The 24,174-nt window shown below is 64.1% G+C and carries 11 protein-coding genes; 3 read left to right on the top strand and 8 right to left on the bottom strand.

Features of this window, described 5'->3' with window-relative positions; all coding sequences use genetic code 11:
• The first annotated feature begins 18 nt into the window (after positions 1-18).
• Positions 19-1,596 carry a glutamine-hydrolyzing GMP synthase gene (gene guaA, locus BLR63_RS29035; RefSeq protein WP_010565253.1) on the top strand — a complete coding sequence of 526 codons (1,578 nt, stop codon included), beginning with the start codon at positions 19-21 and terminating at the stop codon, positions 1,594-1,596.
• Positions 1,597-1,661: 65 nt separating this feature from the next.
• On the opposite strand, the gene BLR63_RS29040 is transcribed toward guaA, so the two are convergent.
• Both BLR63_RS29040 and mltF read right to left on the bottom strand, forming a co-directional pair.
• Positions 1,662-4,718, bottom strand: a complete 3,057-nt coding sequence (locus BLR63_RS29040; RefSeq protein ID WP_010565254.1) for a membrane-targeted effector domain-containing toxin — start codon at positions 4,716-4,718, stop codon at positions 1,662-1,664.
• Between the two features lie 155 nt (positions 4,719-4,873).
• On the bottom strand, positions 4,874-6,334 hold the full coding sequence (gene mltF / locus BLR63_RS29045) for a membrane-bound lytic murein transglycosylase MltF (RefSeq protein ID WP_010565255.1): 1,461 nt from the start codon (positions 6,332-6,334) through the stop codon (positions 4,874-4,876).
• A gap of 286 nt (positions 6,335-6,620) precedes the next feature.
• Here mltF and purL point away from each other — a divergent pair, with 286 nt between their 5' ends.
• Together purL and BLR63_RS29055 are read left to right on the top strand one after the other, a co-directional pair.
• Entirely contained in the window at positions 6,621-10,517 is a 3,897-nt protein-coding gene (gene purL / locus BLR63_RS29050; RefSeq protein WP_010565256.1) for a phosphoribosylformylglycinamidine synthase, read from the top strand.
• A 4-nt stretch (positions 10,518-10,521) separates the two neighbouring features.
• On the top strand, positions 10,522-10,833 hold the full coding sequence (locus BLR63_RS29055) for an NIF3 1 (RefSeq protein WP_010565257.1): 312 nt from the start codon (positions 10,522-10,524) through the stop codon (positions 10,831-10,833).
• A gap of 407 nt (positions 10,834-11,240) precedes the next feature.
• On the opposite strand, the gene BLR63_RS29060 is transcribed toward BLR63_RS29055, so the two are convergent.
• The 6 genes from BLR63_RS29060 to BLR63_RS29085 all read right to left on the bottom strand — a co-directional run bounded on the left by BLR63_RS29060 (position 11,241) and on the right by BLR63_RS29085 (position 24,169).
• Positions 11,241-16,940, bottom strand: a complete 5,700-nt coding sequence (locus BLR63_RS29060; RefSeq protein WP_010565258.1) for a membrane-targeted effector domain-containing toxin — start codon at positions 16,938-16,940, stop codon at positions 11,241-11,243.
• 82 nt (positions 16,941-17,022) lie between these two features.
• Complete coding sequence (gene nagE, locus BLR63_RS29065; RefSeq protein ID WP_010565259.1) at positions 17,023-18,717, bottom strand: N-acetylglucosamine-specific PTS transporter subunit IIBC; 1,695 nt, start codon at positions 18,715-18,717, stop codon at positions 17,023-17,025.
• Positions 18,718-18,743: 26 nt separating this feature from the next.
• Positions 18,744-21,254 (bottom strand): phosphoenolpyruvate--protein phosphotransferase, encoded by a 2,511-nt coding sequence (ptsP, locus tag BLR63_RS29070; RefSeq protein WP_010565260.1) that lies wholly within the window; start codon positions 21,252-21,254, stop codon positions 18,744-18,746.
• 36 nt (positions 21,255-21,290) lie between these two features.
• Positions 21,291-22,301 (bottom strand): SIS domain-containing protein, encoded by a 1,011-nt coding sequence (locus tag BLR63_RS29075; RefSeq protein ID WP_010565261.1) that lies wholly within the window; start codon positions 22,299-22,301, stop codon positions 21,291-21,293.
• Entirely contained in the window at positions 22,294-23,400 is a 1,107-nt protein-coding gene (gene nagA, locus BLR63_RS29080) for an N-acetylglucosamine-6-phosphate deacetylase (RefSeq protein WP_010565262.1), read from the bottom strand. The genes BLR63_RS29075 and nagA overlap by 8 nt, the downstream gene beginning before the upstream one ends.
• A gap of 37 nt (positions 23,401-23,437) precedes the next feature.
• Positions 23,438-24,169 carry a GntR family transcriptional regulator gene (locus BLR63_RS29085; RefSeq protein WP_010565263.1) on the bottom strand — a complete coding sequence of 244 codons (732 nt, stop codon included), beginning with the start codon at positions 24,167-24,169 and terminating at the stop codon, positions 23,438-23,440.
• Positions 24,170-24,174: the final 5 nt, after the last annotated feature.

Genomic DNA, 24,174 nt, shown 5'->3' on the forward strand with positions numbered 1-24,174 from the left:
TTAGACGAGACTGATCTCATGGCCCTCGACATTCACGCCCACCGTATCCTGATCCTCGATTTCGGTTCCCAGTACACCCAACTGATCGCTCGCCGCGTGCGTGAAATCGGTGTGTACTGCGAACTGCATCCGTTCGACATGGACGACGAAGCGATCCGCGAATTCGCACCGAAAGGCGTCATCCTCGCCGGTGGCCCGGAGTCCGTGCACGAAGCCGACAGCCCGCGTTGCCCGCAAGCCGTATTCGACCTGGGCGTACCCGTCTTTGGTATCTGCTACGGCATGCAGACCATGGCCGAGCAACTGGGCGGCAAGGTTGAAGGTTCCGAGCTGCGTGAATTCGGTTACGCCCGTGTCGACGTGGTCGGCAAGAGCCGCCTGCTTGACGGCATCGAAGACCACGTCGACGCCGACGGCCTGTTCGGCCTCGACGTGTGGATGAGCCACGGTGACAAAGTCACCAGGATGCCGCAGGACTTCCACATCCTGGCCAGCACCCCAAGCTGCCCGATTGCCGGCATGTTCAACGACGAGCGTCGCTACTACGGCGTACAGTTCCACCCGGAAGTGACCCACACCAAGCAAGGCGGCCGCATCCTGTCGCGCTTCATCCTCGACATCTGCGGCTGTGAAGCCCTGTGGACCCCGTCGAAAATCGCTGAAGACGCCATCGCCCAGGTCCGTGCACAAGTCGGTACCGACAACGTCCTGCTCGGCCTGTCCGGCGGCGTTGACTCCTCCGTGGTTGCCGCGCTGCTGCACAAGGCCATCGGCGACCAACTGACCTGCGTGTTCGTCGACAACGGCCTGCTGCGCCTGCACGAAGGTGAGCAAGTGATGGCCATGTTCGCCGAGAACATGGGCGTCAAAGTGATCCGCGCCAACGCTGAAGAACAGTTCTTGAATAACCTGGCCGGCGAGTCCGACCCGGAGAAAAAACGCAAGATCATCGGCCGCACCTTCATTGACGTGTTCGATGCCCAGTCCAACAAACTGGACAACATCAAGTACCTCGCCCAGGGCACCATCTACCCCGACGTGATCGAGTCGGCTGGCGCCAAGAGCGGCAAGGCCCACGTGATCAAGTCCCACCACAACGTGGGTGGCCTGCCTGATGAAATGAACCTCAAGCTGGTCGAACCACTGCGCGAGCTGTTCAAGGACGAAGTCCGCCGTCTGGGCCTGGAACTGGGCCTGCCTTACGACATGGTCTACCGCCACCCATTCCCGGGCCCGGGCCTGGGCGTACGTATCCTCGGTGAAGTGAAGAAGGAATACGCCGACCTGCTGCGTCGCGCCGACCACATCTTCATCGAAGAACTGCGCAAGGCCGACTGGTACCACAAGGTCAGCCAAGCGTTCGTAGTGTTCCAACCGGTGAAATCCGTAGGCGTTGTCGGCGATGGTCGCCGTTACGCATGGGTCGTGGCCCTGCGTGCCGTAGAAACCATCGACTTCATGACCGCCCGCTGGGCCCACCTGCCATACGAACTGCTGGAAACCGTCAGCGGCCGTATCATCAATGAAATCGAAGGCATTTCGCGCGTGACGTATGACGTGTCGAGCAAGCCGCCGGCGACGATTGAGTGGGAATAAACACGGCACTTAGCCCGTGAAAAAAACCTGGCCTCGGCCAGGTTTTTTTTCGCCCGTTCAACGCTTCAGCGCGGCAACCTGCTTTGCAGGCTCAGCCCGGTGTTGGTGATGGCTGAGGAGAGTTTGTCCAGCGTAGGGAAGTGCACTTGGTGCACCAGCGGCCAGGTGGGACGTTCGATGACGAAGCTGCCGTCGGCCAGTTGCGTGATGGGGGTCATGACGAAGCCTTGGTCGCGGCTGCGGTGGAGTAGGGTGTAGGCGCCTTCGGTTTCGTCGATCAGGTACATGCCCTTGCGAAACAGCAGGCGTCGATTTTGTAGTTCAGTGCGTTGCACCGGGGGCGCTTCGACCTGGACGCGCAGGTCGGCGTGCAGGGTCTCGGAGGTATCGCTCGCCCCTTCGCCCTGGGTGACAAGGTCGAAATCGACCGGGGTGCCGGGGTCGATTCGCAGGTCGTTGCCTTGTCCGGGGTAGACCTCCTCGATGCGCAGTCCGATCCCTCCTTCCAATTCGCTGAGGCCGGCCACTTCGCGGAATGTGTTGGTGCTGTCGGGTGTCGTCAGGATCAGCCATTTGCCTGCGCTGTTGAGGGTCTGGTCGCTGCGGAAAAGGCTGTGGGCCAGGTAGTTCCTGGCCATTTGCTCGGTGCGCGCGAGGAGAGGGTCGGGGTATTTGTAGTGGGCGGCGCAGTCCAGGGCCTGGACGCGAATGCCATTGCTCCTGGCGGTTTTGATCAGTTGCAGTTCGTTGAATTGCCCGGCAGGGTCGGTGCTCATTGCGCTCAGGCTTTCTTGCAGGTCTTCGGACATTATGCCGCTCTGGAAATAGTGATTCAGGTCGTCCTGGGCAAAGTCGTTGAGCAAGCGTTGCATGTACAGGGTTCTGACGCCTTTGCGCGCGAGCAGCGGCAGGTTTTCCATGATCAGGCGCGTGCTGGTGATGCGGTCCAGGGTTTCGCCGATGACCAGGCCCGGCAGATGTTCTGGCAGGCGTTCGATCAAATCGGCGAACGAGGCGGACGGTTCAAGCGCCGGAATACTCGGTCGCTGCGGCAAGCGTGACCAGGACAGGTCGCGGTAGAACGTTCTTGCCGCTTGCAGTAATTGGTCATGGGTGCGGCTGAAGTAGTGCGCAAAGCGGTCGACGCTCAGGAAGCGGGCGTCGACATGGGTTTCCAGGATGTCCAGCGCCCATTTCTTGAGCTCTCGGCGTAGCGAGGGCGGCGTATCGAACGGTGTAATCGCCCGGCCAATGGCGTTCGATGTCGAAGGCCTTGCGGCAGTGCCTGTCGGGCGGGCGTTGGCCGCTTTGCTCGAGTTGCCGCCTCCACCCTTGAGGCCTCGACTGCCAGGCAGCGGCTCCCATTCCAGTTGTTCGTTCAGGCGAACCGGCCGGCTGCCGGAAAAGCCGTTGGGGTTGGCCGGATCGACGATGGCCCAGTGGCTCGGACCGTTGAGGTCGTTTTCATAGCGAACGTAGTAGGTCTGGCCATTCATCATGATTGCGTGCTGAGGCAAGCCGTTCGAGGTTTTCAGGGTATAGACCTGAAAGCCCTTTCCGGGCGTGGTATTGAGAGTTTCACCCTCAAGGATCAGGTTGGCCTCGTAATGAGCTGGCACGTCGGGTGGCTGCACGGGCTCCAGTGCAATCTTGTCTGGCGTTATCTCAGACGGCTTTGGGACGTTGGCGTAAATGTCGGCGATATTGTCCGAGGCCTCGGCGACATCCGCCAATACCCCATCGGCTTTCAGCACGCTCAGGTTGAACAGGGTGTCGATGGCGCTGAAGATTGCTCCCTGCACGCCCGCGCGGCGTTCAGCCGGGGTTTTGCCGTTGATGGCCTGGTCGATATTGAGTCCCAGGCTGGCCGCGTTGGCGCCGATCACCACCAGGGCAACCGGCCCGCCCACCACGGCCATCGGGCCGAAGACTTTACTGAACGCGTTCAGGTAGCCGATCCACAATTTCTTGCGCAGATCGCCGTTGCTGTGCAGGCAGAAGTCGGCGTCATCCTGCATGCGCGACTGGCTGGACCGGGCCAGCCAGCTGAATGCATCGCCGTCGATGGACTGATCCGCCTGATTGATCAGGTGGTGATCCCACTGGCCCCAGGTCACGAACAACTGATCGATACAGGCATTGAGCCCCTTGTCCACCCAGTCCGGCGGCAGCGTGCCGGTCAGGGCCTGGGCGGTGCGGTAGATCAATATCGGCGTCACCAACATCTGTTTCCAGGTCACGGCGTCGGTATCGTCCTGTTGGATTTGCGCCGAGAGGGGAAAGTGGGTCATGAACCGTGCACGGTTTTGCGCGTGGTTGGTTTGGCACAAGAGCCAGAAATGCAGGTCGGCCGGTGTGTCGAAGCAGTGGAAGGCTTGGGCGTCGCCGGGCACATAGAGGATTTGCCGACCGTCGCGGTCAATGATGCGCAGGATATCGCTGGCGATATGTCCACCGATGTCCAGCGCCGCCAACCTCAGGCCTGAGCCGGCGGGTGCTTTGGCTTGCAGGTTGGACAAGGTCGGCGGCCAGGTCAGGTCGCTGGCGACGGCTTTGATGACCGTCTGGAACTGCGCGGCGGTCAACTGTTCGGCCTGCCGGGCTTGCAGGGCGTTGGCGAGGAAATTGACTTTGCACAGTGTGCGAAAGTCGTCCTGATGGGTGCTCCAGAAACTGTGCATGCGCGTGGTATAGCGGTCGCTGAAGTTGATGTCCCAGAAGTCGTTGAGCACCGCTCTGGCGGACAGGCGCACCTCGTTGCTCTGATCGAAAAGCCGGGCTTCGGGGCCTACGCTGTAGAAACCGCCGTCACCGTCGAGCAGGTCGGCGTTGTCCTGATCGTGCACGCTGAAGCGGTGAATCACCAACTGCGGCAGGGTCATGGATTCCAGCGGTTTATCGTTATGAATCCAGCCGGTAAACGCGCGGCCATCGCTGGCGCCCGCCTTGAACCGGTGCCAGTACACCTGTTCCGGGTCCAGGTCAGCCAGACCATGTTTGGCGAGAATCTCGCGGGCCGTGTCGGCCGCCATCGCCTGCATGTTCGGGCACGTGTCGAGTACAGCGGGCGCCAGGGCTTTGAGCTGGCGTTGGGCGGCGGCGGATGTATCGGTAAGCGGCATGGGAATCTCCTGGAACTGGGGAGAAAAAAGCATGCCGGGGAGGGGAGGCGGCGTGGCGTTAGATAGTTATCGTCGGACGTGAGCATGACCCTGTGGCGGGTGTGATTTCTGGCAGGAACCTTCAGTGGCGCAGGTGAGGCGCGGGCTTGCAGCGTTTACAGTTGCGGGTTTTCTTCCGGCGGCTTGGTCTTGTTCACGCCCGGCACATGCAGCTTGCCTTCCACCACTTGGTTGCCTTCCAGCTGTGGCTGGGTCACCCAGGTGAGGATGTCGTAGTAGCGTCGGATGTTCGCCACAAAGTGCACCGGCTCGTTGCCCCGGGCGTAGCCATAACGGGTCTTGCTGTACCACTGCTTCTGCGCCAGGCGCGGCAGCATTTTCTTCACGTCCAGCCACTTGTTCGGGTTCAGGCCGTCCTTTTTTGCCAGGAGGCGCGCGTCGTCCAGATGCCCTGTACCCACGTTGTAGGCAGCCAGGGCAAACCAGGTACGATCCGGCTCGGCGATGTCGTCGTCCAGCTCATCCTTGATCTTGGCCAGGTACTTGGCGCCGCCCATGATGCTTTGCTTGGCGTCCAGGCGGTTGGACACGCCCATGGCCTGGGCGGTGTTCTGGGTCAGCATCATCAGGCCGCGCACGCCGGTCTTGGAGGTGACCGCCGGTTGCCAGAGCGATTCCTGGTAGCCAATGGCGGCCAGCAGGCGCCAGTCGACTTTTTCTTCCTTGGCGTAGGTCTTGAAGTGTTTCTCGTACTTGGGCAAGCGCTGCTGCAAATGCTGGGCGAAGGTGTAGGCGCCCATGTAGCCGAGCACATCGACATGCCCGTAGTAGCGATCTTTCAGACGCTGCAAGGTGCCGTTCTTGCCGACCTTGTCCAGGTAGCTGTTGACCTCGTTGAGCAGGCTGTTGTCTTCGCCGGCGGCGACGGCCCAGCTCTGGTGGCTGGCATTGCCAAGGTCGAACGCTACGCGCACGTTAGGGAAATACACCTGGTTCATCGCGACTTCGTTGGAGTCAACCAGGGTCAGGTCGATCTGGCCTTCATCGACCATGCGCAACAGATCGACCACCTCGACGGCGTCGGACTCTTCGTATTCGATCGCGGGATTCTGCTTTTTCAACTCCGCCAATTGTTCGGCGTGGGTGCTGCCCTTGAGCACCATGATCTTCTTGCCGGCCAGGTCGGCGGCGTTGGTGGGGCGCGACTGGCCGTTGCGGTAGATGATCTGCGGGGTCACTTCGAGGTACGGGTGGGAAAAACGTACCTGCTTGAGACGCTGCTCGCTGCTGACCAGGCCGGCGGCAGCCAGGACCGGGCCGTTGGGTTTGCCCAACTGGTCGAACAGGTCATCGAGGTTGTCGGCGGTCTCGATTTCCAGCTTCACGCCCAGGTCGTCGGCAAAACGCTTGACCAGTTCGTATTCGAAACCGGTTTCACCGTTGCGGTCCTGGAAATACGTGGCCGGGCTGTTCCGGGTAATCACCCGCAATACGCCATCCTCCTTGATTCGCTCGAGCGTGCTGGGTTTATCAACACAGGCGCTGAGCATCAGGAAGAGTCCGGTTGCGATGAGCCATCTGGCACATCGCGGGCGCAAAGCAGTTGGTGAGAACATCTGCGCAGTATACGCAAACGGCCCACGGCGCCATATCTCGACAGCGGCGGACTTGTCTGCTAGCGCCGGCAAAACGGGGCTGCAGCCCGCAGAAACGTGGCTTGGCGAACGATTGTGACGGTTAAAATATCTGCGTCCAATGCCTGGGATAACGCGTCGATACGGCGCAAACCGTGCCAACTGACGTCCGGCAGCGGCCACCGGTGCCGTTTCGGGTGCCGTTGACGACGGTTTACGCTAGAATGCACGGCCTCAAAGCACACCCCTTCCCGAGGCTGTCCCGAAGATGTTGATCCTGCGCGGCGCTCCTGCCCTTTCTGCCTTTCGCCACAGCAAACTCCTTGAGCAACTGAGCCAGAAGGTTCCAGCTGTTACAGGCTTGTATGCTGAATTTGCTCATTTCGCCGACGTGACCGGCGTCTTGACCGCCGACGAACAGCAAGTGCTGGCACGCCTTCTGAAGTACGGCCCAAGCGTTCCCGTTCAAGAGCCGACCGGCCGCTTGTTCCTGGTTCTGCCACGGTTCGGCACCATTTCGCCCTGGTCGAGCAAGGCCAGCGATATCGCCCGTAACTGCGGCCTGGAAAAAATCCAGCGCCTGGAACGCGGCATCGCCTTCTATGTCGCCGGGCAGTTCAGCGAGGCTGAGGCCGAGCTGATCGCCAGCAGCCTGCACGACCGCATGACCCAGATCATCGTCGGCCAGCTGGAACAGGCCGCCGGCCTGTTCAGCCACGCCGCGCCCAAGCCGCTCACCGCGATCGATGTGCTCGGCGGTGGCCGTGCCGCCCTCGAGAAGGCCAACACCGAACTGGGCCTGGCCCTGGCCGAAGACGAGATCGACTACCTGGTCAACGCCTTCATCGGCTTGAAGCGCAACCCCCACGACATCGAACTGATGATGTTCGCCCAGGCCAACTCCGAGCACTGCCGTCACAAGATCTTCAACGCCAGTTGGGATATCGACGGCGAAAGCCAGGAAAAAAGCCTGTTCGGCATGATCAAGAACACCTACGTGATGCACAGCGAAGGCGTTCTGTCGGCTTATAAGGACAACGCCTCGGTGATCGTCGGCAGCGTCGCCGGCCGTTTCTTCCCGGACCCCGAGACCCGCCAGTACGGCGCGGTGCAGGAGCCGGTGCACATCCTGATGAAAGTCGAGACCCACAACCACCCGACCGCGATTGCCCCGTTCCCGGGCGCAGCCACCGGTTCGGGCGGCGAGATCCGCGACGAAGGTGCCACCGGCCGTGGCGCCAAGCCCAAGGCGGGCCTGACCGGTTTCACCGTGTCCAACTTGCAGATCCCCGGCTTCGAACAGCCGTGGGAAGTGCCGTATGGCAAGCCTGAGCGCATCGTCACCGCGCTGGACATCATGATCGAAGGCCCCCTGGGCGGCGCCGCGTTCAACAACGAATTCGGCCGTCCGGCACTGACCGGTTACTTCCGTACGTTCGAGCAATCCATCACCACCCCACGCGGCGACGAAGTGCGCGGCTACCACAAGCCGATCATGTTGGCCGGCGGCATGGGCAACATCCGTGAAGAACACGTCAAGAAAGGCGAGATCCTGGTCGGCTCCAAGCTGATCGTGCTCGGCGGCCCGGCGATGCTGATCGGCCTCGGCGGCGGCGCGGCCTCGTCCATGGCCACCGGCACCAGCTCGGCCGACCTCGACTTCGCTTCCGTACAGCGCGAAAACCCAGAGATGGAGCGTCGCTGCCAGGAAGTCATCGACCGTTGCTGGCAGTTGGGTGACAAGAACCCCATCAGCTTCATCCATGACGTCGGCGCCGGCGGTCTGTCCAACGCCTTCCCGGAACTGGTCAACGACGGTGACCGTGGTGGCCGTTTCGAACTGCGCAACATTCCAAACGACGAGCCGGGCATGGCCCCGCACGAAATCTGGAGCAACGAATCCCAGGAACGTTACGTGCTGGCCGTCGGCGCCGACGACTTCGCGCGCTTCCAGGCCATCTGCGAACGCGAGCGTTGCCCGTTTGCCGTGGTCGGCGAAGCCACTGCCGAACCGCAACTGACCGTTACCGACAGCCACTTCGGCAACAGCCCGGTGGACATGCCCCTCGAAGTGCTGCTGGGCAAAGCCCCGCGCATGCACCGCTCGGCGGTACGCGAAGCCGAACTGGGCGATGATTTTGACCCAAGCGCGCTGGACCTGGCCGACAGCATCGAACGCGTGCTGCACCACCCGGCCGTGGCGAGCAAAAGCTTCCTGATCACCATCGGCGACCGCACCATCACCGGCCTGGTGGCCCGTGACCAAATGGTCGGTCCATGGCAGGTGCCGGTAGCCGACGTGGCCGTCACCGCCACCAGCTTCGACGTCTACACCGGCGAAGCCATGGCCATGGGCGAGCGCACGCCGCTGGCCCTGCTGGACGCCCCGGCGTCGGGCCGCATGGCCATCGGTGAAACCCTGACCAACATCGCTGCGTCGCGAATCGCCAAGCTGTCCGACATCAAACTGTCGGCCAACTGGATGTCCGCCGCCGGTCACCCCGGCGAAGACGCGCGCTTGTACGACACCGTCAAGGCTGTCGGCATGGAGCTGTGCCCGGAGCTGGGCATCACCATTCCGGTGGGCAAGGACTCGATGTCCATGGCCACCCGTTGGAACGATGAAGGCACCGACAAGAGCGTCACCTCGCCGCTGTCGCTGATCGTCACCGGTTTCGCGCCGGTCACCGACATCCGCCAGACCCTGACCCCGCAGCTGCGCATGGACAAGGGCACCACCGATCTGATCCTGATCGACCTGGGCCGTGGCCAGAACCGCATGGGCGCGTCGATCCTTGCGCAAACCCATGGCAAGCTCGGCAAACACGCGCCGGACGTCGATGACGCCGAAGACCTCAAAGCTTTCTTCGCGGTGATCCAGGGCCTCAACGCCGACGGTCACCTGCTGGCCTATCACGACCGTTCCGACGGCGGCCTGCTGACCAGCGTGGTCGAAATGGCCTTCGCCGGTCACTGCGGCCTGAACCTGGTGCTCGACAGCGTTGCCGAGGATGCGTCCGAGATCAACGGCATCCTGTTCAATGAAGAACTGGGCGCGGTGATCCAGGTGCGCCAGGACGCGACGCCTAACGTCCTCGCACAATTCAGCGCCGCTGGCCTGGGTGACTGCGTGGCGGTGATCGGCCAGCCGATCAACAACGGCCAGATCGACATCGTCTTCAACGGCGACACCGTGTTCGAAGGCCAGCGCCGCCTGCTGCAACGCCAGTGGGCCGAGACCAGCTACCAGATCCAGCGCCTGCGCGACAACGCCGACTGCGCGGAGCAGGAATTCGACGCGATCCTGGAAGAAGACAACCCGGGCCTGAGCATCAAGCTCAGCTTCGACGTCAACCAGGACATCGCCGCGCCGTACATCAAGAAAGGCATCCGCCCACAGGTTGCCGTACTGCGTGAGCAGGGCGTCAATGGCCAGGTGGAAATGGCGGCAGCGTTCGACCGCGCCGGCTTCAATGCGATCGACGTGCACATGAGCGACATCCTCGCCGGTCGCGTCGACCTCAACGAGTTCAAAGGCCTGGTGGCCTGCGGCGGTTTCTCCTACGGCGACGTGCTGGGTGCCGGTGAAGGCTGGGCCAAGTCGGCCCTGTTCAACAGCCGTGCCCGCGATGCGTTCCAAGGGTTCTTCGAGCGCAACGACAGCTTCACCCTGGGTGTGTGCAACGGTTGCCAGATGATGTCCAACCTCCACGAGCTGATCCCTGGCAGCGAATTCTGGCCGCACTTCGTGCGTAACCGTTCCGAGCAGTTCGAAGCCCGTGTGGCCATGGTGCAGGTGCAGGAATCCAACTCGATCTTCCTGCAAGGCATGGCCGGTTCGCGCATGCCGATCGCCATCGCTCACGGTGAAGGCCATGCCGAGTTCGCCAGCGAAGAAGCCCTGCTCGAAGCCGACCTGTCCGGCTGCGTGGCCATGCGTTTCGTCGACAACCACGGCAAGGTCACCGAGAGCTACCCGGCCAACCCGAACGGCTCGCCGCGCGGGATCACCGGCCTCACCAGCCGCGACGGTCGCGTCACCATCATGATGCCGCACCCGGAGCGTGTATTCCGTGGCGTGCAGAACTCGTGGCGCCCGGAAGAGTGGAGCGAAGACGGCGCCTGGATGCGCATGTTCCGCAACGCCCGCGTGTGGGTGAACTAAGGCCGTGTACAAGCTCGCCTTCTTTGTGCCCGGCAGCCATGTGGAGGCGGTGAAAACCGCCGTCTTCGCAGCCGGCGGCGGGCGCATCGGCGACTACGACAGCTGCGCCTGGCAAGTGCTGGGCCAGGGCCAATTCCGCGCATTGGACGGCAGCCAGCCGTTTATCGGGCAAGTGGGCCAGGTTGAAGTGGTTGAAGAATGGAAGGTTGAGCTGGTGGTGGCCGATGAGCTGATCGTGGCCGTCGTGGCGGCGTTGAAGCTGAGCCATCCCTATGAGACGCCGGCGTATGAAGTGTGGCAGTTGGCGAATTTCTGATCTGTTGGCCGCATAAACAAGAAACCCGCTGGGCCTGTTTGGTCAGCGGGTTTTTTGCTGCTCGCAAGCAAACCGAATTGCAAATCCCCCTGTAGGAGCGGGCTCGCCCGCGAAAAACGTCAACGATAACGCAGCGCTTTCAGATGGCCCGTGTCGTCTGTGAGTTTTTCGCGAGCAAGCTCGCTCCTACGGTTGTCGGGTGTTCGGAGATTTCTGATATGTCTCTCAGGTTGTCCCTCGGAACTCGTGTTGTAGGAGCGGGCTCGCCCGCGAAAAACGTCAACGATAACGCAGCGCCTTCAGGTGGCCCGTGTCGTCTGTGAGCTTTTCGCGAGCAAGCTCGCTCCTACGGTTGTTGGGTGTTCGAAGCTTGTGTCATTCGCCTTTGTGGGTCGCTGGCCATTCGCTTACGGCGCAGGGGTCAGTTGCACTTGGGCGCGAATGGCATCGATCAAGGTGTTCTGGTAGACAAAGCGCTGCGGCGCCATGCCCCAGCGATCAATGAAAAACAGGCCCTGATCGTCCACTTGGATCGGGGTCGAGACGATTTCGCCAGTGCGGGATTTGTGCAGCAGATGAGTCTGTGCCATCGACGGGCGCTCGATCAGAAAGTGTCCGGGTTCCTTCAGTCGGGTCCGGTCCAGGGGGACGAACGCGGTGGGTTCGCGCCTGCCGGGTACGCCGAGTTCCAGGGTGAAGTCACTGCGCAGCGCTGCCCAGCGGGTTTCCAGGTTCGTCTCCCAGCGGCCGGGACGGATGTTGCTCGACAGCGAGGGGGCGGTATCGCGGATGTGCAGGCTGACCGCGCCTTGCAGTTCGGCCAGGCCGGGCACTTGCAGGTGGGTGTTGGTGTGAGCGCTGCCGATGAACGCCACCCATTTGTGCGGGCCATGTGCCGCCTGGTCGGCGTTGATCACCTGGGAGGCAAAGTAGCTGAACATCTGGTGACGGGCCTCGGGGTTGGCGCCTTTGACGTAGTAGCTGGCGGTGCAGTCGAGTGCGCGAATCCGCAGGCCGTGTTTGTTGGCTTGCTGGATCACTTCAAAATAACTGTTGGCACCGCTGTAGAGCGGCATGTGCCCGGCGTCCTGGCGTTTGAGGTAGTCCTTGAGAGTGGGCGAAAGGCGTTTTGACTGTCGGAATAGATCCAAGTCTGCCTGGTGCATGTCCGTGAGCACATGTTCGACGTACAGCGTTTCAAACTTCAGCGCCTTGAGGGTTTTCATGTGGTTGATGAGAAACGCTTTGCTCGATTGCGCGCTGTGGGCTTCGCCGATGACCAGCCCCGCCAGTTGGCTGTCGCTGACGGTTTGCATGAACGGCTCCGGCAGGGTTTGCCCGTTGAGCCGCGCCAGTTCGGGCCGGGCCGGCAGTGTCTGCGCGCTCAAATGCTGCTGGGCGTCCAGAGTGAGGCGGTCCCGCGTGCTTTTGAAGGCATAAAACGCTTTGCGGTGCGCGGCTGAGGGCAAATAGCGGGTATCCAGGCCACGGTACTGGTTTGATTGGATGAAGATGCTCTCGCGCAGCTCCGGGGCGATGTCGTAGTCGCTGTAATGGGAAACCGTCGGGGTGGGCGCCGCCGTGGACGAACCTGGCAGGTCGGCGGGTTTGTAGGATGTTTGCACTGCCAGCACGTAATCGGCGGTCGTGGTGTTGTCGATACGCACCCCCACGGTCTGGCCGGCGCCGAGACCCTCTACGCGCACCGCGATGGCCGGGTGTAGATCGGCCAGCCCCGGTGTTTGATCGACGCTGGTCATGCGCGCCGGGTCGACCAGGGCGATCCAGCGTTCGTCGGGCACGGCTTCGCTGTCGGCTTCCAGCACCTTGTGGGAATAGAAGTTGCGCAGCCCGGCGTCGCGTGCTGTGGTCGGCGGGGTATCGCCCAGGTTCAGGGCGTCGTCCAGGTGGTAGGAGGTCGAGGCGTCCAGCGCTTTGATCTTGAGGCCTTTGGCCGAGGCTTTACGCACCAGGGCCAGGTAGGAAGCGTCGGCGTTTTCGGCGATGCCCAGGGCTTTGTCGACGATCTTCAGATGGCGCTCGATATGCTTCCAGGATTTGCCGCTGTTGAGCTTCTCCAGTTTCGCGCGGAAGACATCGCCGGGCAGGTACTCCACGTACAGGCGCTTGAAGCCTTTTGCGATCAACCCATCGAGGTGTTCGATCACAGCCTGCAGACCGGCGACCGCGCCGGGGGCGGCACCGACGATCAGGTTCGGCGCTTGGGTGAAGGCCGGGTTGTCCATGAGCGCGGCGAGGGATGTATCCGCCGCGACCGCCGGTACTTCGGCGCGGGGACGCGCAGCCTGTTGGCTGAAAAAGTCCCGGGCATCCTTGCTCAGTTGATCGACCTGCTGTTGGTACACCTCGCGCAGCGGTTGCAGATCCCTGGCGGCGACTGCAAGGCTGAGGTGCGGATTGTCGTAGAGCCCTTCCCCTTGTCTGCTCAGCAGCGCCTTGAGTTCGGGGTTGAGCACGTGTTCCAACTTCTCGGCGTATTTGGCCGGCATCTCGTAGTTTTTCAGGGCGTCGGGCGAGTCCGGGACTTTTTCGTACTTCGGCGCGCCGCCGCTCACGCCGGTGCGTCTCCAGATGCCCTGGGCATCCGGCGCGGCCAGGCGGGTGGTCGAGACCAGCCTGCCGGTGGCCGGGTCGAGGCGATAGAGCAAATAGCGACCGATCGGGTCCGGGGTGTGATGGGCCCAGAGGAATTCGCCGTTGAACAGTACCGACTGCATGTCCAGAGGCGCGGGCGACGTCGGTTCGAGGGGGCTGATCAGCTTCAGCGCCGGGCTCTGCACGAGGCGTCGCGGGGCCTGGCGCGCGGCGGGCCGTACCAGGTGGTGCAAGGCGCCGAGGGCCGGCCGCAGATCGGTGAACAGCCCGCCGGCACTGTTGAGCAGGTAACCGATGAAATGCTCCAGGGCCTGGGCATTGTCGCCTTGGTGGTAGGCGTGCAGGGCGAGCATGGCGTCCTTGAACGCCAGCGCCAGGCCAACGCTCAGGCTCAGCAACGGGAAGGGCGCGGTGGCGACGGCGGCAACCCACTCCACGCAGGTCCAGAAGATGCCGCTGATCATCGTGGTGCGGTTGACGGTGGTGGCGTGCACGTCATCCAGGCGGCGTTGCAGCTTCAGGTCGTAGACCTCGCGCCGCAGGTCCTGTATCTGGGTTTGCGGGCGGATAGGGTCATGGCGTGGCGGGCTGGCGCTGGTTTTGTTCAGGTCTTCGGGCAGTTGGCGCCGGGCGTCTTCCAGATACGCGCGCACCCGCGCCTGGGATTGCACCGCGACGCGCTGCACCAGGTACCCGAGCATGCCGGGGAGTTTTTTCAGCAGGTAGTTGAACTGCCGGGCTTCGCGCAGGCTGATGCCGTCCGGGGCGTTGGGGGTGTAGAGCAGGGTCGGGTGATCGTCGTGGGTGAAGAGGTAGCAGCCGATCACCCATTCGCCGTCGAGGCTCAAGCGATGGATCGCATGGTCGCGCCGGATCACCGGCGAGGTCTCGCCCATGCGCGAAATGCTGCGCTCCAGCCACTGCCGGTCGACCGAGGCGATATGCCCCTGCAGTTGGCACTCAAGGGCGGCGCTGCGCAGTTGCCCTTGGGTCAGGGCCAGGGTGGTGTCGCGCCGCAGGTCGTAGTCCGGGCTGCCGACGTTGAGCAGCCGGCTTTTGACCTCATTGATGTAGCGTTGGCCGATCCAGACCCCAGTGACCGAGCGCGCTACTTTTTCCGCCGTGAGTGCGCTCAGGTCCACGCCGTCGGGGCCTTTGAAGCGTGCCGAGCGTGAGAATTTCTCGTCGAGAAAGCCGATGCCGTCGGCATATCCGTCGCGGTACAGCTGGGTGTAGCTGATGGGCGCGGGCGTCGAGGAACCGATCAGCGCGGGGGGCGAATAGGCCCATACCGTGTCGGGGTCGACATCGTTGTGCGGTCGCCCCAACAAGCCGTTCAGGCGTTTGCGCGCCTGCTCGTGCAGGTAGGTGGTGAAGCTCGGTACGCGGGCTTCGGACAAGGGGTATTCAGTGTAGGCGCGCAAACCGCCCTCGGTGTCGTCGGCCAGCTTCATCAGGGTGCGTCGCGTGGCCAGCGGGGCCGAGCGGTACCAGCCGGGCGTGCTGAACTCATCGTCATCCAGGCGCGTGGCCAGCACATGGGTGGCCATGGCCTTGAGGCATTCGGCGTGGCTGACGGCCTGGCCGAAGCTGATTTCCCGATGTTCCAGGGCGTGAAACCTATAGCTCAGGCCGCTGAGCACTTGTTTCATCTTGTCGCGAAAGCGCAGGGCCACGCGGGTGATCAGGTAATCGGTCAGGGTACCGGGTGGCGAGGTGCGGCCGTCGTCCAGCGTCCAGCCGAGGATGTGGTTCTGGCAGGCGATTTCACTGTCGAACGCCTGGAACTGCTGCGCGCGTGGCGCCTCGGGCGTGCACAGCAACACGCGCTTGACCACTCCGTTGGCGTCGCGCTGGCGCAGCACCCAGAGGTCTTGCAACTGGGCTTCGTGCAGCGCCAGGGTCGAGGCGCTCAGGCGTGTATCGCTGCCTTGGCGCAGGCGCTGGATCAGCTCGAGATCCTGTTCGCTGAGATGCCCTTGCAGCATGGCGGCATAGGCCAGGGCGTTGATCCTGTGATCGAGCATCGCTTCAATCGCCTGGCAGGCCTCGGGTTTGGCTTGCAGTTGTTTTTGCAGAGCGTTGAAGTCCAGGCGCGGCTGCAAGGTCGCCAATTGCTGGACGAGCCAGGCGGGCGTCAGGGCTTGATAGACGTCGGGCAGGGGCGCGTCATCGTAGGTGAGGGTGGTCTTTTTCAGGAAGTCCGAGTCGGCGCGTTCATCGTCCGGGTGCAGGCCGCGCAGGGCCAGTTCGACCAGGCTGCGCTGGTGGGCATAGTCACCGATGGGGCTGACGAAGCGGCGGGTGGTGACCTGCAGTCGGTCCGGGTCCAGGTCGTGAATGTCCAGCTCATCGCTCAGGCGTTCCAGCCATTGGTGCCGGGCCAGGGCGTGCGGCGTGGTCAGGGGCACGAACACTTGCTCCAGGTTGTGCCGGGCCTGGTTGTAGTGATGCAGGTACTCGGCCAGCCGGGCGCGCCGAGTGGCGTTGGCGCTGCGGTACCAGTCGGGCGCGCTGTGTCGCAGCCAGCGGTCCAGCAGGGCCTGGGCGCGCCATTGCAGGCGTGGGCCGAGGTCGGGCACGGCGCTGGCGATGGCCTGGTCCAGTGCGCCGATCAGTGGTTGCGGGTCGTGGCCGGGATTGTCCACCAGGCTCAGGGCGCGGGCGATGTCTTCGCTGCGTTTGGCGATCAGCGCATTGTCGAGGTGTTTGAACAGCGGGTGGTCGCTGATCGGGGCCAACGCCAGCGGCCAGATCGCGTGCGGCGTCAGTGCGTGATAAGCGCTGGCGAGCAGGTTCATGAAGTGCTGGCGTTCGCTCGGCGCGCTGAGGCGCTGGAACAACTGGGTGTCGAGGTCGGCCAGTGCGTCGAAAAACTCGATCCCGCGTGACGGGGTGAACAGCGCCACACGGCCCACCGCCGGGGTCGATCGAAGGTCGGTCACCACCGGGCTGGCATGTTGGGTGAGCACAAACGCCCCGGCCAGTTCGACGGTTTGCCCCTGGTACTGGAAAGTCAGTGCATACAACCCGGGGCGTTGGGTGAGCCCCAGTGGGACGCGCTCGAGGATCGCCCGCTCCTCGGGATGCAACAGGCGATCCGCCGCGCCAAGTGCGGCCTCGTTGGCCAGGGCGGTGTAGCCGGCTTCAAAGGTCATGAAGGAGGCGCGCGCTTTGCCGTCGATCTGCTCGCGTCGATCCATTTCCAGCAATTGGTTGTTCAGGCTGCTCCTGAGCGCGGTCAGCAAGGTCTGGCCTTCGGCGCTATGCAGATCGTTTTGGGCCAGGTCCTGGTAGAGCGCACGGCTCTTGGCCAGGAAGTGTTGGCGGTACTGGCGCAGATGGGTGTCCAGGCGTTCCAGGTAGGCCAGTTCGGCGGACGCTGTGTGGCTGGGCAGCAGCGGCGTCTCGACGTTGAGCAGGTGCTGGCCGATCAGGTTGAGTGAGCCTTTGATCTCGTCAAAGGCCAGGGCTGGGGGGGAAGTGCTCACGGGCACGGGCTCCATGCTGAGGGAAAGAGCCTTCAGCATGGAGAGGGTCGCCGTGGTCCGGGCGGTAGATAGGTAGGGGGGATCAGGCGTCGGCGCGGATCGGGTTGCGAGGGGCCAAGGCTTTGAGTGCATCGCTCAAGCCTTGGGCCTGATCGCCCACCAGCAGGTGCCACACGCCATCTTCAAGTCGGCTGACCCCTTGGCAACCGAGAGCCGCGAGGTGTCGCTGCGACAGGGCTTTTTCGTCGGCCAGTTGCAGGCGAATGCGGGTCATGGCGACGCAGTCCAGTTGCACGATATTGTCCCGGCCACCCAGGGCCTCCAGCCATTGTTGCGCCTTGGTGCTGGCTTGAGGTGCGGCGGCAGCGGTGGCTGATGGCGCCTGGCTGGAGCCCTGCATCGCCAAGCGAATCTCATCGGCAATGCTGTCGGCCATCGGCCCCACTACCACCTGCAAGCTCCCACCATTGCCCGGCCGCACCACAGCCATGGCGCCGAGGGCCTTGAGGTCGGCGTCCACGGCCTTGTTGCGATCAACCATGTCCAGGCGCAGTCGAGTGGTGCAGGCGCCGACGCTCAGCAGGTTCTGCGCACCGCCCAAGGCGCGGATGTAGGCCGTGGCGCGCTGGTTGTCGCTCAGCGCTTCGGCCGGCGTCACCGGAATCTCTTCGCGGCCCGGGGTCTTGAGGTTGAAGTGGCGGATGCAGTAGCTGAACACGGTGTAGTAGATCGCCGCGTACGCCAGCCCCACCGGCACCACCAGCCAGCCGTTGGTGGACTTGCCCCAGCCCAGCACCATGTCGATGAAGCCACCGGAGAAGGTAAAGCCCAGGTGGATATTCAGCAGGTTGGTCACGGCCATCGACAGGCCGGTGAGCAGCGCGTGGATCAGGTACAGGAATGGCGCGAGGAACATGAAGGCGAATTCGATGGGTTCGGTCACCCCGGTGAGGAACGAGGTCAGCGCCATCGACAGGAAGATCCCGCCCATCACCTTGCGCCGCTCCGGCAGGGCATTGCGGTACATCGCCAGGCACGCGGCGGGCAGGCCGAACAGCATCACCGGGAACATGCCGGTCATGAATTGGCCGCCCTTCGGGTCGCCGGCAAAATAGCGGGTCAGGTCGCCGGTCACTACGGCGCCGGTGGTCGGGTCGGTGAAGGTGCCGAACACGAACCAGGCCATGTTGTTGAGGATGTGGTGCAGGCCGGTGACGATCAGCAGGCGGTTGAACACGCCGAACACGAAGGCACCCAGGCTGCCGCTTTCCATCAGCAGCACGCCGAAGCTGTTGATGCCATGCTGGATCGGCGGCCAGACCAGGCCAAAGATCACGCCCAGGCCCACCGCGCTGAACCCGGTGACAATCGGCACGAAGCGCCGCCCGCCGAAGAACGCCAGGTACTCCGGCAGCTTGATGTCCTTGAAACGGTTGTACAGCGCGCCGGCCATCAAGCCGCTGGCGATCCCGGCGAGCATGCCCATGTTGATGCTGGTATCCATCACCTTGAGGGTGGAGATCATCACCAGGTAGCCAATCGCGCCGGCCAGCCCGGCCGTGCCGTTGTTGTCGCGGGCAAAGCCCACGGCGATGCCGATGGCGAAGATCAGCGCCAGGTTGGCGAAGATCGCCTGGCCGGCGTCGTGCATCACCGCGATGTCGAGCAGGTCGGTGTCGCCCAGGCGCAATAGCAGGCCGGCGATCGGCAGGATGGCGATGGGCAGCATCAGCGCGCGGCCCAGGCGTTGCAGCCCTTCGATGAAGAGTGGGTACATGGCGGGACTCCTTTTTCTTGTTGTTGTCAGCTCAGCGGCCAGTGGTGGTGGCAGGCTTGGCGAACGGCCTTGGCGCTGCTCAGGTCGAGCAGGGCCTGGCTCAGTTGCTGGCATTGCGCCGCGTCGAGGTGACGGACGCGGTCCTTGATTTCACCGATCTGCGGCGGGCTGACGGACAGCTCGCTGACCCCCAGGCCGATCAGCACCGGCGTGGCCAGCGGGTCGGACGCCAGGGCGCCGCACACGCCGACCCAACGCCCGTGTTTGGCCGCGCCCGAGCAGGTCTGGGCGATCAGCCGCAACAGCGCCGGGTGCAGCGCATCGACCCGTGCGGCGAGGCCGGCGTGGTCGCGGTCCATGGCCAGGGTGTACTGGGACAGGTCATTGGTGCCGATGGACAGGAAGTCCGCATGTTGGGCCAGTTGTTCGGCCATCAGCGCGGCGGCGGGCACTTCGATCATTACCCCCAGTTCCGGGCGTTGGCTCAGCTGGAGTTCGGCGCACAACCCATCCAGGCGCCGGCGGATCTGCAGCAGTTCGTCCACTTCGCTGACCATCGGCAGCAGGATGCGGCAGCGATGCAGCGGGCTCACTTGCAGCAGCGCGCGCAGTTGCTGGTCGAGCAGATCGGGGCGCACTTGGGCCAGGCGAATGCCGCGCAGGCCCAGCACCGGGTTGGCTTCGACCGGCAGCGGCAGGTAGTCGAGCTGTTTGTCGCCGCCCACGTCGATGGTGCGGATGATCACCGACTTGTCGCCCATCGCATCCAGCACGGCCTGGTAGGCCTGGCGCTGTTCCTGTTCGTCCGGCGCGGTGTGGCGGTCGACGAAGAGGAATTCGGTGCGCAACAGGCCGACGCCATCGGCGCCATTGTCGAACGCCAGTTGGGCTTCGGCGCTGGAGGCGACATTGGCCGCCACTTCAATGCGTACCCCATCGGCGGTGATCGCCGGCCCTTGAGCCTGGGCGTGCTGTTGCTGGCGGTGCAGGGTTAGCGCGTCGCGAATCCGGTGCACTTCGGCGTGGCGCGCGTCGCTGGGCGCCAGTTCCAGGCGAGCGTGGGTGGCGTCCAGCACCACCCGTTGGCCTTGGGGCACAGCGAGTACGTCAGCACCCAGGGCGACCACGCAGGGCAGGCCTTTGCCCCGCGCCAGGATCGCCACATGGGAAGTGGCGCCGCCTTCGGCCATGCAGATCCCGGCGACCTGTTGCGCGCTCAGTTGCAGCAGATCCGAAGGGGTCAGTTCGTGGGCGCTGACGATCGCCCCGGCGGGCAACTCGACATGCCAGGCTTCACCGAGCAGCGCGCGCAGTACCCGTTGTTGCAGATCGCGCAGGTCGTTGGCGCGCTCGGCGAACAACGGCTTGCCCAGGGCCTGCAACACCGCGCATTGGGCCTGGATCGCATCGCGCCAGGCGTGGGTGGCGGCGCTGCCGTGTTCGATGGCGGTGGTGGCGGCGTCCAGCAGGGCCGGGTCTTCGAGCAGGGCGAGGTGGGCGGCGAAGATCTCTTCTTCTTCGACTTGCTGGCGTTGGCGGGCGTGTTCGAGGGTGGTGCGGATTTCGCCGCGCACTTGCTCCAGGGCGGCATCCAGGCGTTGCTGTTGTTCGTCGGCGCGGTGATTGCCGGGGTCGGCCGGCAGCTCGATGGCAGCCAGGCGCAACAGCGGCCCGCAGACCAGGCCTGGGGCGGCACACACGCCTTGCAGCACATCGGCTTCGGTGTTCGCCCGGCGTGGTGCGACGGCGACCGGTGCGGGGTGCGCCGCGTTGCCGGCGACCGAGAGCACGGCGACCAACGCGTGCAGCGCCGCTTCGGCGTCCTTGCCGCGACAGCTCACGCGCACCTCGTCGCCTTCGCCGATTCCCAGCCCCATCAGGCCGATCAGGCTGTCGCAGGCGGCCGACTTATCACCCAGGTGCACCTGCGACTCGCTGCTGAAACCCAGGGCCGTCTTGCGCACCAACGCCGCCGGCCGGGCGTGCAGGCCGCCGCGATGGTTGACGCGCACGCTGGTGCTGGCGTGCACCAGCGAGTTATCCACAGCCGTTTGCAGAGGCGCGACCGAACGCGGGGCAATCTGCAGCAACGGCTCGCCGACCTTGACCGTCTTCAGGTCCAGGACGCGCAGCTCGAAGTGTTCGCCATTGGTCAGGATGATCGGGCTGACCAGGCTCTTGCACTGGCGCGCAATGCAGTCCAGATCAAACTGCACCAGCACCTGGCCCTGGCTGACGCGCTCACCTTGCTTGACCCGCAGCGCGAACCCTTCGCCGTTGAGCGCTACGGTGTCGATGCCGATGTGCATCAGTAACTCGGCACCGTTCTCGGCGCGAATCGTCAGTGCATGCCCGGTGCGGGCGACATGGATGATCACTCCGTCGCAGGGCGCGTGCAGGCAATCGTTCAGCGGGTCGATGGCCACGCCGTCGCCCATGGCGCCGCTGGCGAACACTTCATCCGGGACGCTATCCAGGGTCAGCACCGGCCCGCTGAGGGGGGCGCCGAGGGTCAATTCATTATTGTTGTTGGACATGGGCACGGTACTCATCAGGGAATCGCGGCAATCGACTCAGTGGGTGCGGGTCACTTTGCTCAGGTGGCGGGGTTGGTCCGGGTCCATACCACGGGCAACCGCCAGGCCGGCGGCCATCACATAGAAACTCTGGATCGCCAGGATCGGGTCCAGGCTCGGGTGTTCGGCGCGGCTCAGGGTCAGGTCGCGCTCGGCGATATCGTCCGGCGCGGCCAGCAGCACGCGGGCGCCGCGCTGGCGCATGTCGGCGGCCAGGCTCAGCAGGCCGGCCTGCTCGGCACCACGTGGGGCGAAGACCAGCAGCGGGTAGTCAGCGCCGATCAAGGCCATCGGCCCGTGGCGCACTTCGGCGCTGCTGAAGGCTTCGGCCTGGATCGCCGAGGTTTCCTTGAGCTTGAGCGCGGCTTCCTGGGCAATGGCAAACCCGGCGCCACGGCCGATCACCATCAATTGCTGGCAGTCGCGCAGGGCGTCGATGGCGTTGCTCCAGTCCTGCCGGGCGGCTTCGCGCAGGCCATCGGGCAGGGCGCGGCACGCTTGCAGCAAGTCGGCCTCCTGGTTCCAGTGGCCGATCAGCAGCGCGCTGGCACTGAGGGTGGCGATGAAGCTTTTGGTCGCGGCCACGCTGAGTTCCGGCCCGGCGCACAGCGGCACGTGGTATTCGCAGGCCGCTTGCAGGGGCGAGTCTTCGGCATTGACCAGCGAAATGCCCAAGGCACCGCGTGTGCGCAGCAGGCGCAGGCTGTCGACCAGATCCGGGCTCTGCCCCGACTGCGAGAACCCGAACGCCACCTGGCCGCTGACTTTCAACGGGGCTTGCAGCAACGTCACCACGGACATCGGCAATGACGCCACCGGAATGCCCACGTGCTGCATGGCCAGGTAGGCGAAGTAACTGGCGGCGTGGTCCGAACTGCCGCGTGCGATGGTCATCGCCACGTGCGGTGGCTGGCGGCGCAGGCGCTCGGCGATGTGTTCGAGCGTCGGGCCCAGGCGTTGCAGTTGGGCCGCGACGGCGTCACGGGAGGCCAATGCCTCTTCAAGCATTTGGGAAGACAATGGTTTCTCCTTCGACCATGACGTCGGTGAGGTGCAGGGAGCGGTCCAGGCGCACGCAGTCGGCAAAGCTGCCAGGTTGCAGGCGGCCGCGTTCTTCCAGGCCGAGGTAGTCCGCCGCAAATTGCGACAGGCGTTGTGAGGCTTCGCTGATGGACAGGCCGATCTTCACCAGGTTGCGCAGTGCCTGATCCATGGTCAGGGTGCTGCCGGCCAAAGTGCCATCGGCCAGGCGCACGCCGCCCAGGCATTTGGTCACGGTGTGGCTGCCCAGCTTGTATTCGCCGTCGGGCATGCCGGCGGCGGCGGTGGAATCGGTGACGCAATACAGGCATGGGATCGCGCGCAAGGCCACGCGCATGGCGCCGGGGTGTACGTGGAGCAAATCCGGGATCAATTCCGCGTACTTGGCGTGGGCCAGCGCGGCGCCGACGATGCCCGGTTCGCGGTGATGCAGCGGGCTCATGGCGTTGTACAAATGGGTAAAGCTGCTGGCCCCGGCGGCGAGGGCGGCGACGCCTTCTTCGTAGCTGCCCAGTGTGTGGCCGATCTGCATGCGCACGCCGCGCTCGCTGAGGGCGCGGATCAGCGCATCGTGGCCAGCGATTTCCGGGGCGATGGTGATCACCCGGATCGGTGCCAGGCGCAGGTAGGCCTCCACTTCTTCCATTAATGCGGTGTGGGCGAAGTTGGGTTGTGCGCCGAGTTTTCCTGGATTGATGTAGGGGCCTTCCAAGTGCACGCCGAGCACCCGGGCGCTGCCGGCGGGACGCTGTGCGCAAAAGGTGCCGAGCTGGCCGAGCACACTGGAGATCTCGTCTACCGGCGCGGTCATGGTGGTGGCCAGCAGCGAAGTAGTGCCAAAGCGCACGTGGGTGCGGGTGATGGTCTCGAAAGCGCTGGCGCCTTCCATGATGTCCTTGCCGCCGCCGCCATGCACATGCAGGTCGATGAAGCCCGGCAGCAAATACGGCAGGTCATTGTCGGCCGGATCGCAGGGCGCGCCGTCGATGGCCGTCACCTTGCCATGGGCGTGCACCAGGCGGCCGCGCATCCAGCCGCGGGGCGTGAGGATATTGTCTTCGGACATGGGCAGTTCTCTAAAGCCGCGGTTGGGCGGCACGGTCTCAGCGGCGCAGTTCTGCGACGAAGTCGTAGTAGTCGTTGCGGCAGTAGGTGTCGGTGATTTCGATCGGCGTGTTGTCGGCGGTGTAGCCGACCCGGGTCATCAGCAACATGGCGGTGCCGGGGGCGATGCCCACCAGGGTGGCGAACTCGTCCGAGGCGTTGATCGCCTGGATATGCTGCAGGGCGCGCACGACGGGCTTGCCGATGCGTTCCAGGTATTCGTACAGCGAATGGCCGATGGCCTGCGGCTGTGGCAGCACCGAAGCGGGCAGGGTGGTCATCTCGATGGCCATCACCGTGTCGTCGGCTTTGCGCAGGCGCTTGAGGCGCGCCACCTTGTCGGTCGGCGACAGGCACAGGCGGATCAGCTCCTCGTGGGTCGGCGGGGTGATGTCGCGCTCCAGCCACTGGGAGCTGGGCACGAACCCCTTGAGGCGCAACATCTCGCTGAACCCCGACAAGCGCGACAGCGGCTGTTCCAGGCGGGGGGTGATAAAGGTGCCGGAGCCCTGACTGCGGCGGATCAGGCCTTGGGTAAGCAGGACTTCCAGGGCTTTACGGGCGGTGACCCGCGAGATGCTCAACTGCTCGCTGAGGGCGCGCTCGGAGGGCAGGGCCTGTTCGGATTTCCACTGGCCGGCGTGAATTGCCGCTTCCAGATTGCGTGCCAGTTGCAGGTACAGCGGCGTGGACTGTTTGTCGTCGGGACGCAGCGTCAGGATGGGGTTCATCTGTC

It is taken from the genome of Pseudomonas extremaustralis, from assembly GCF_900102035.1.
Lineage (GTDB): Bacteria > Pseudomonadota > Gammaproteobacteria > Pseudomonadales > Pseudomonadaceae > Aquipseudomonas > Aquipseudomonas extremaustralis.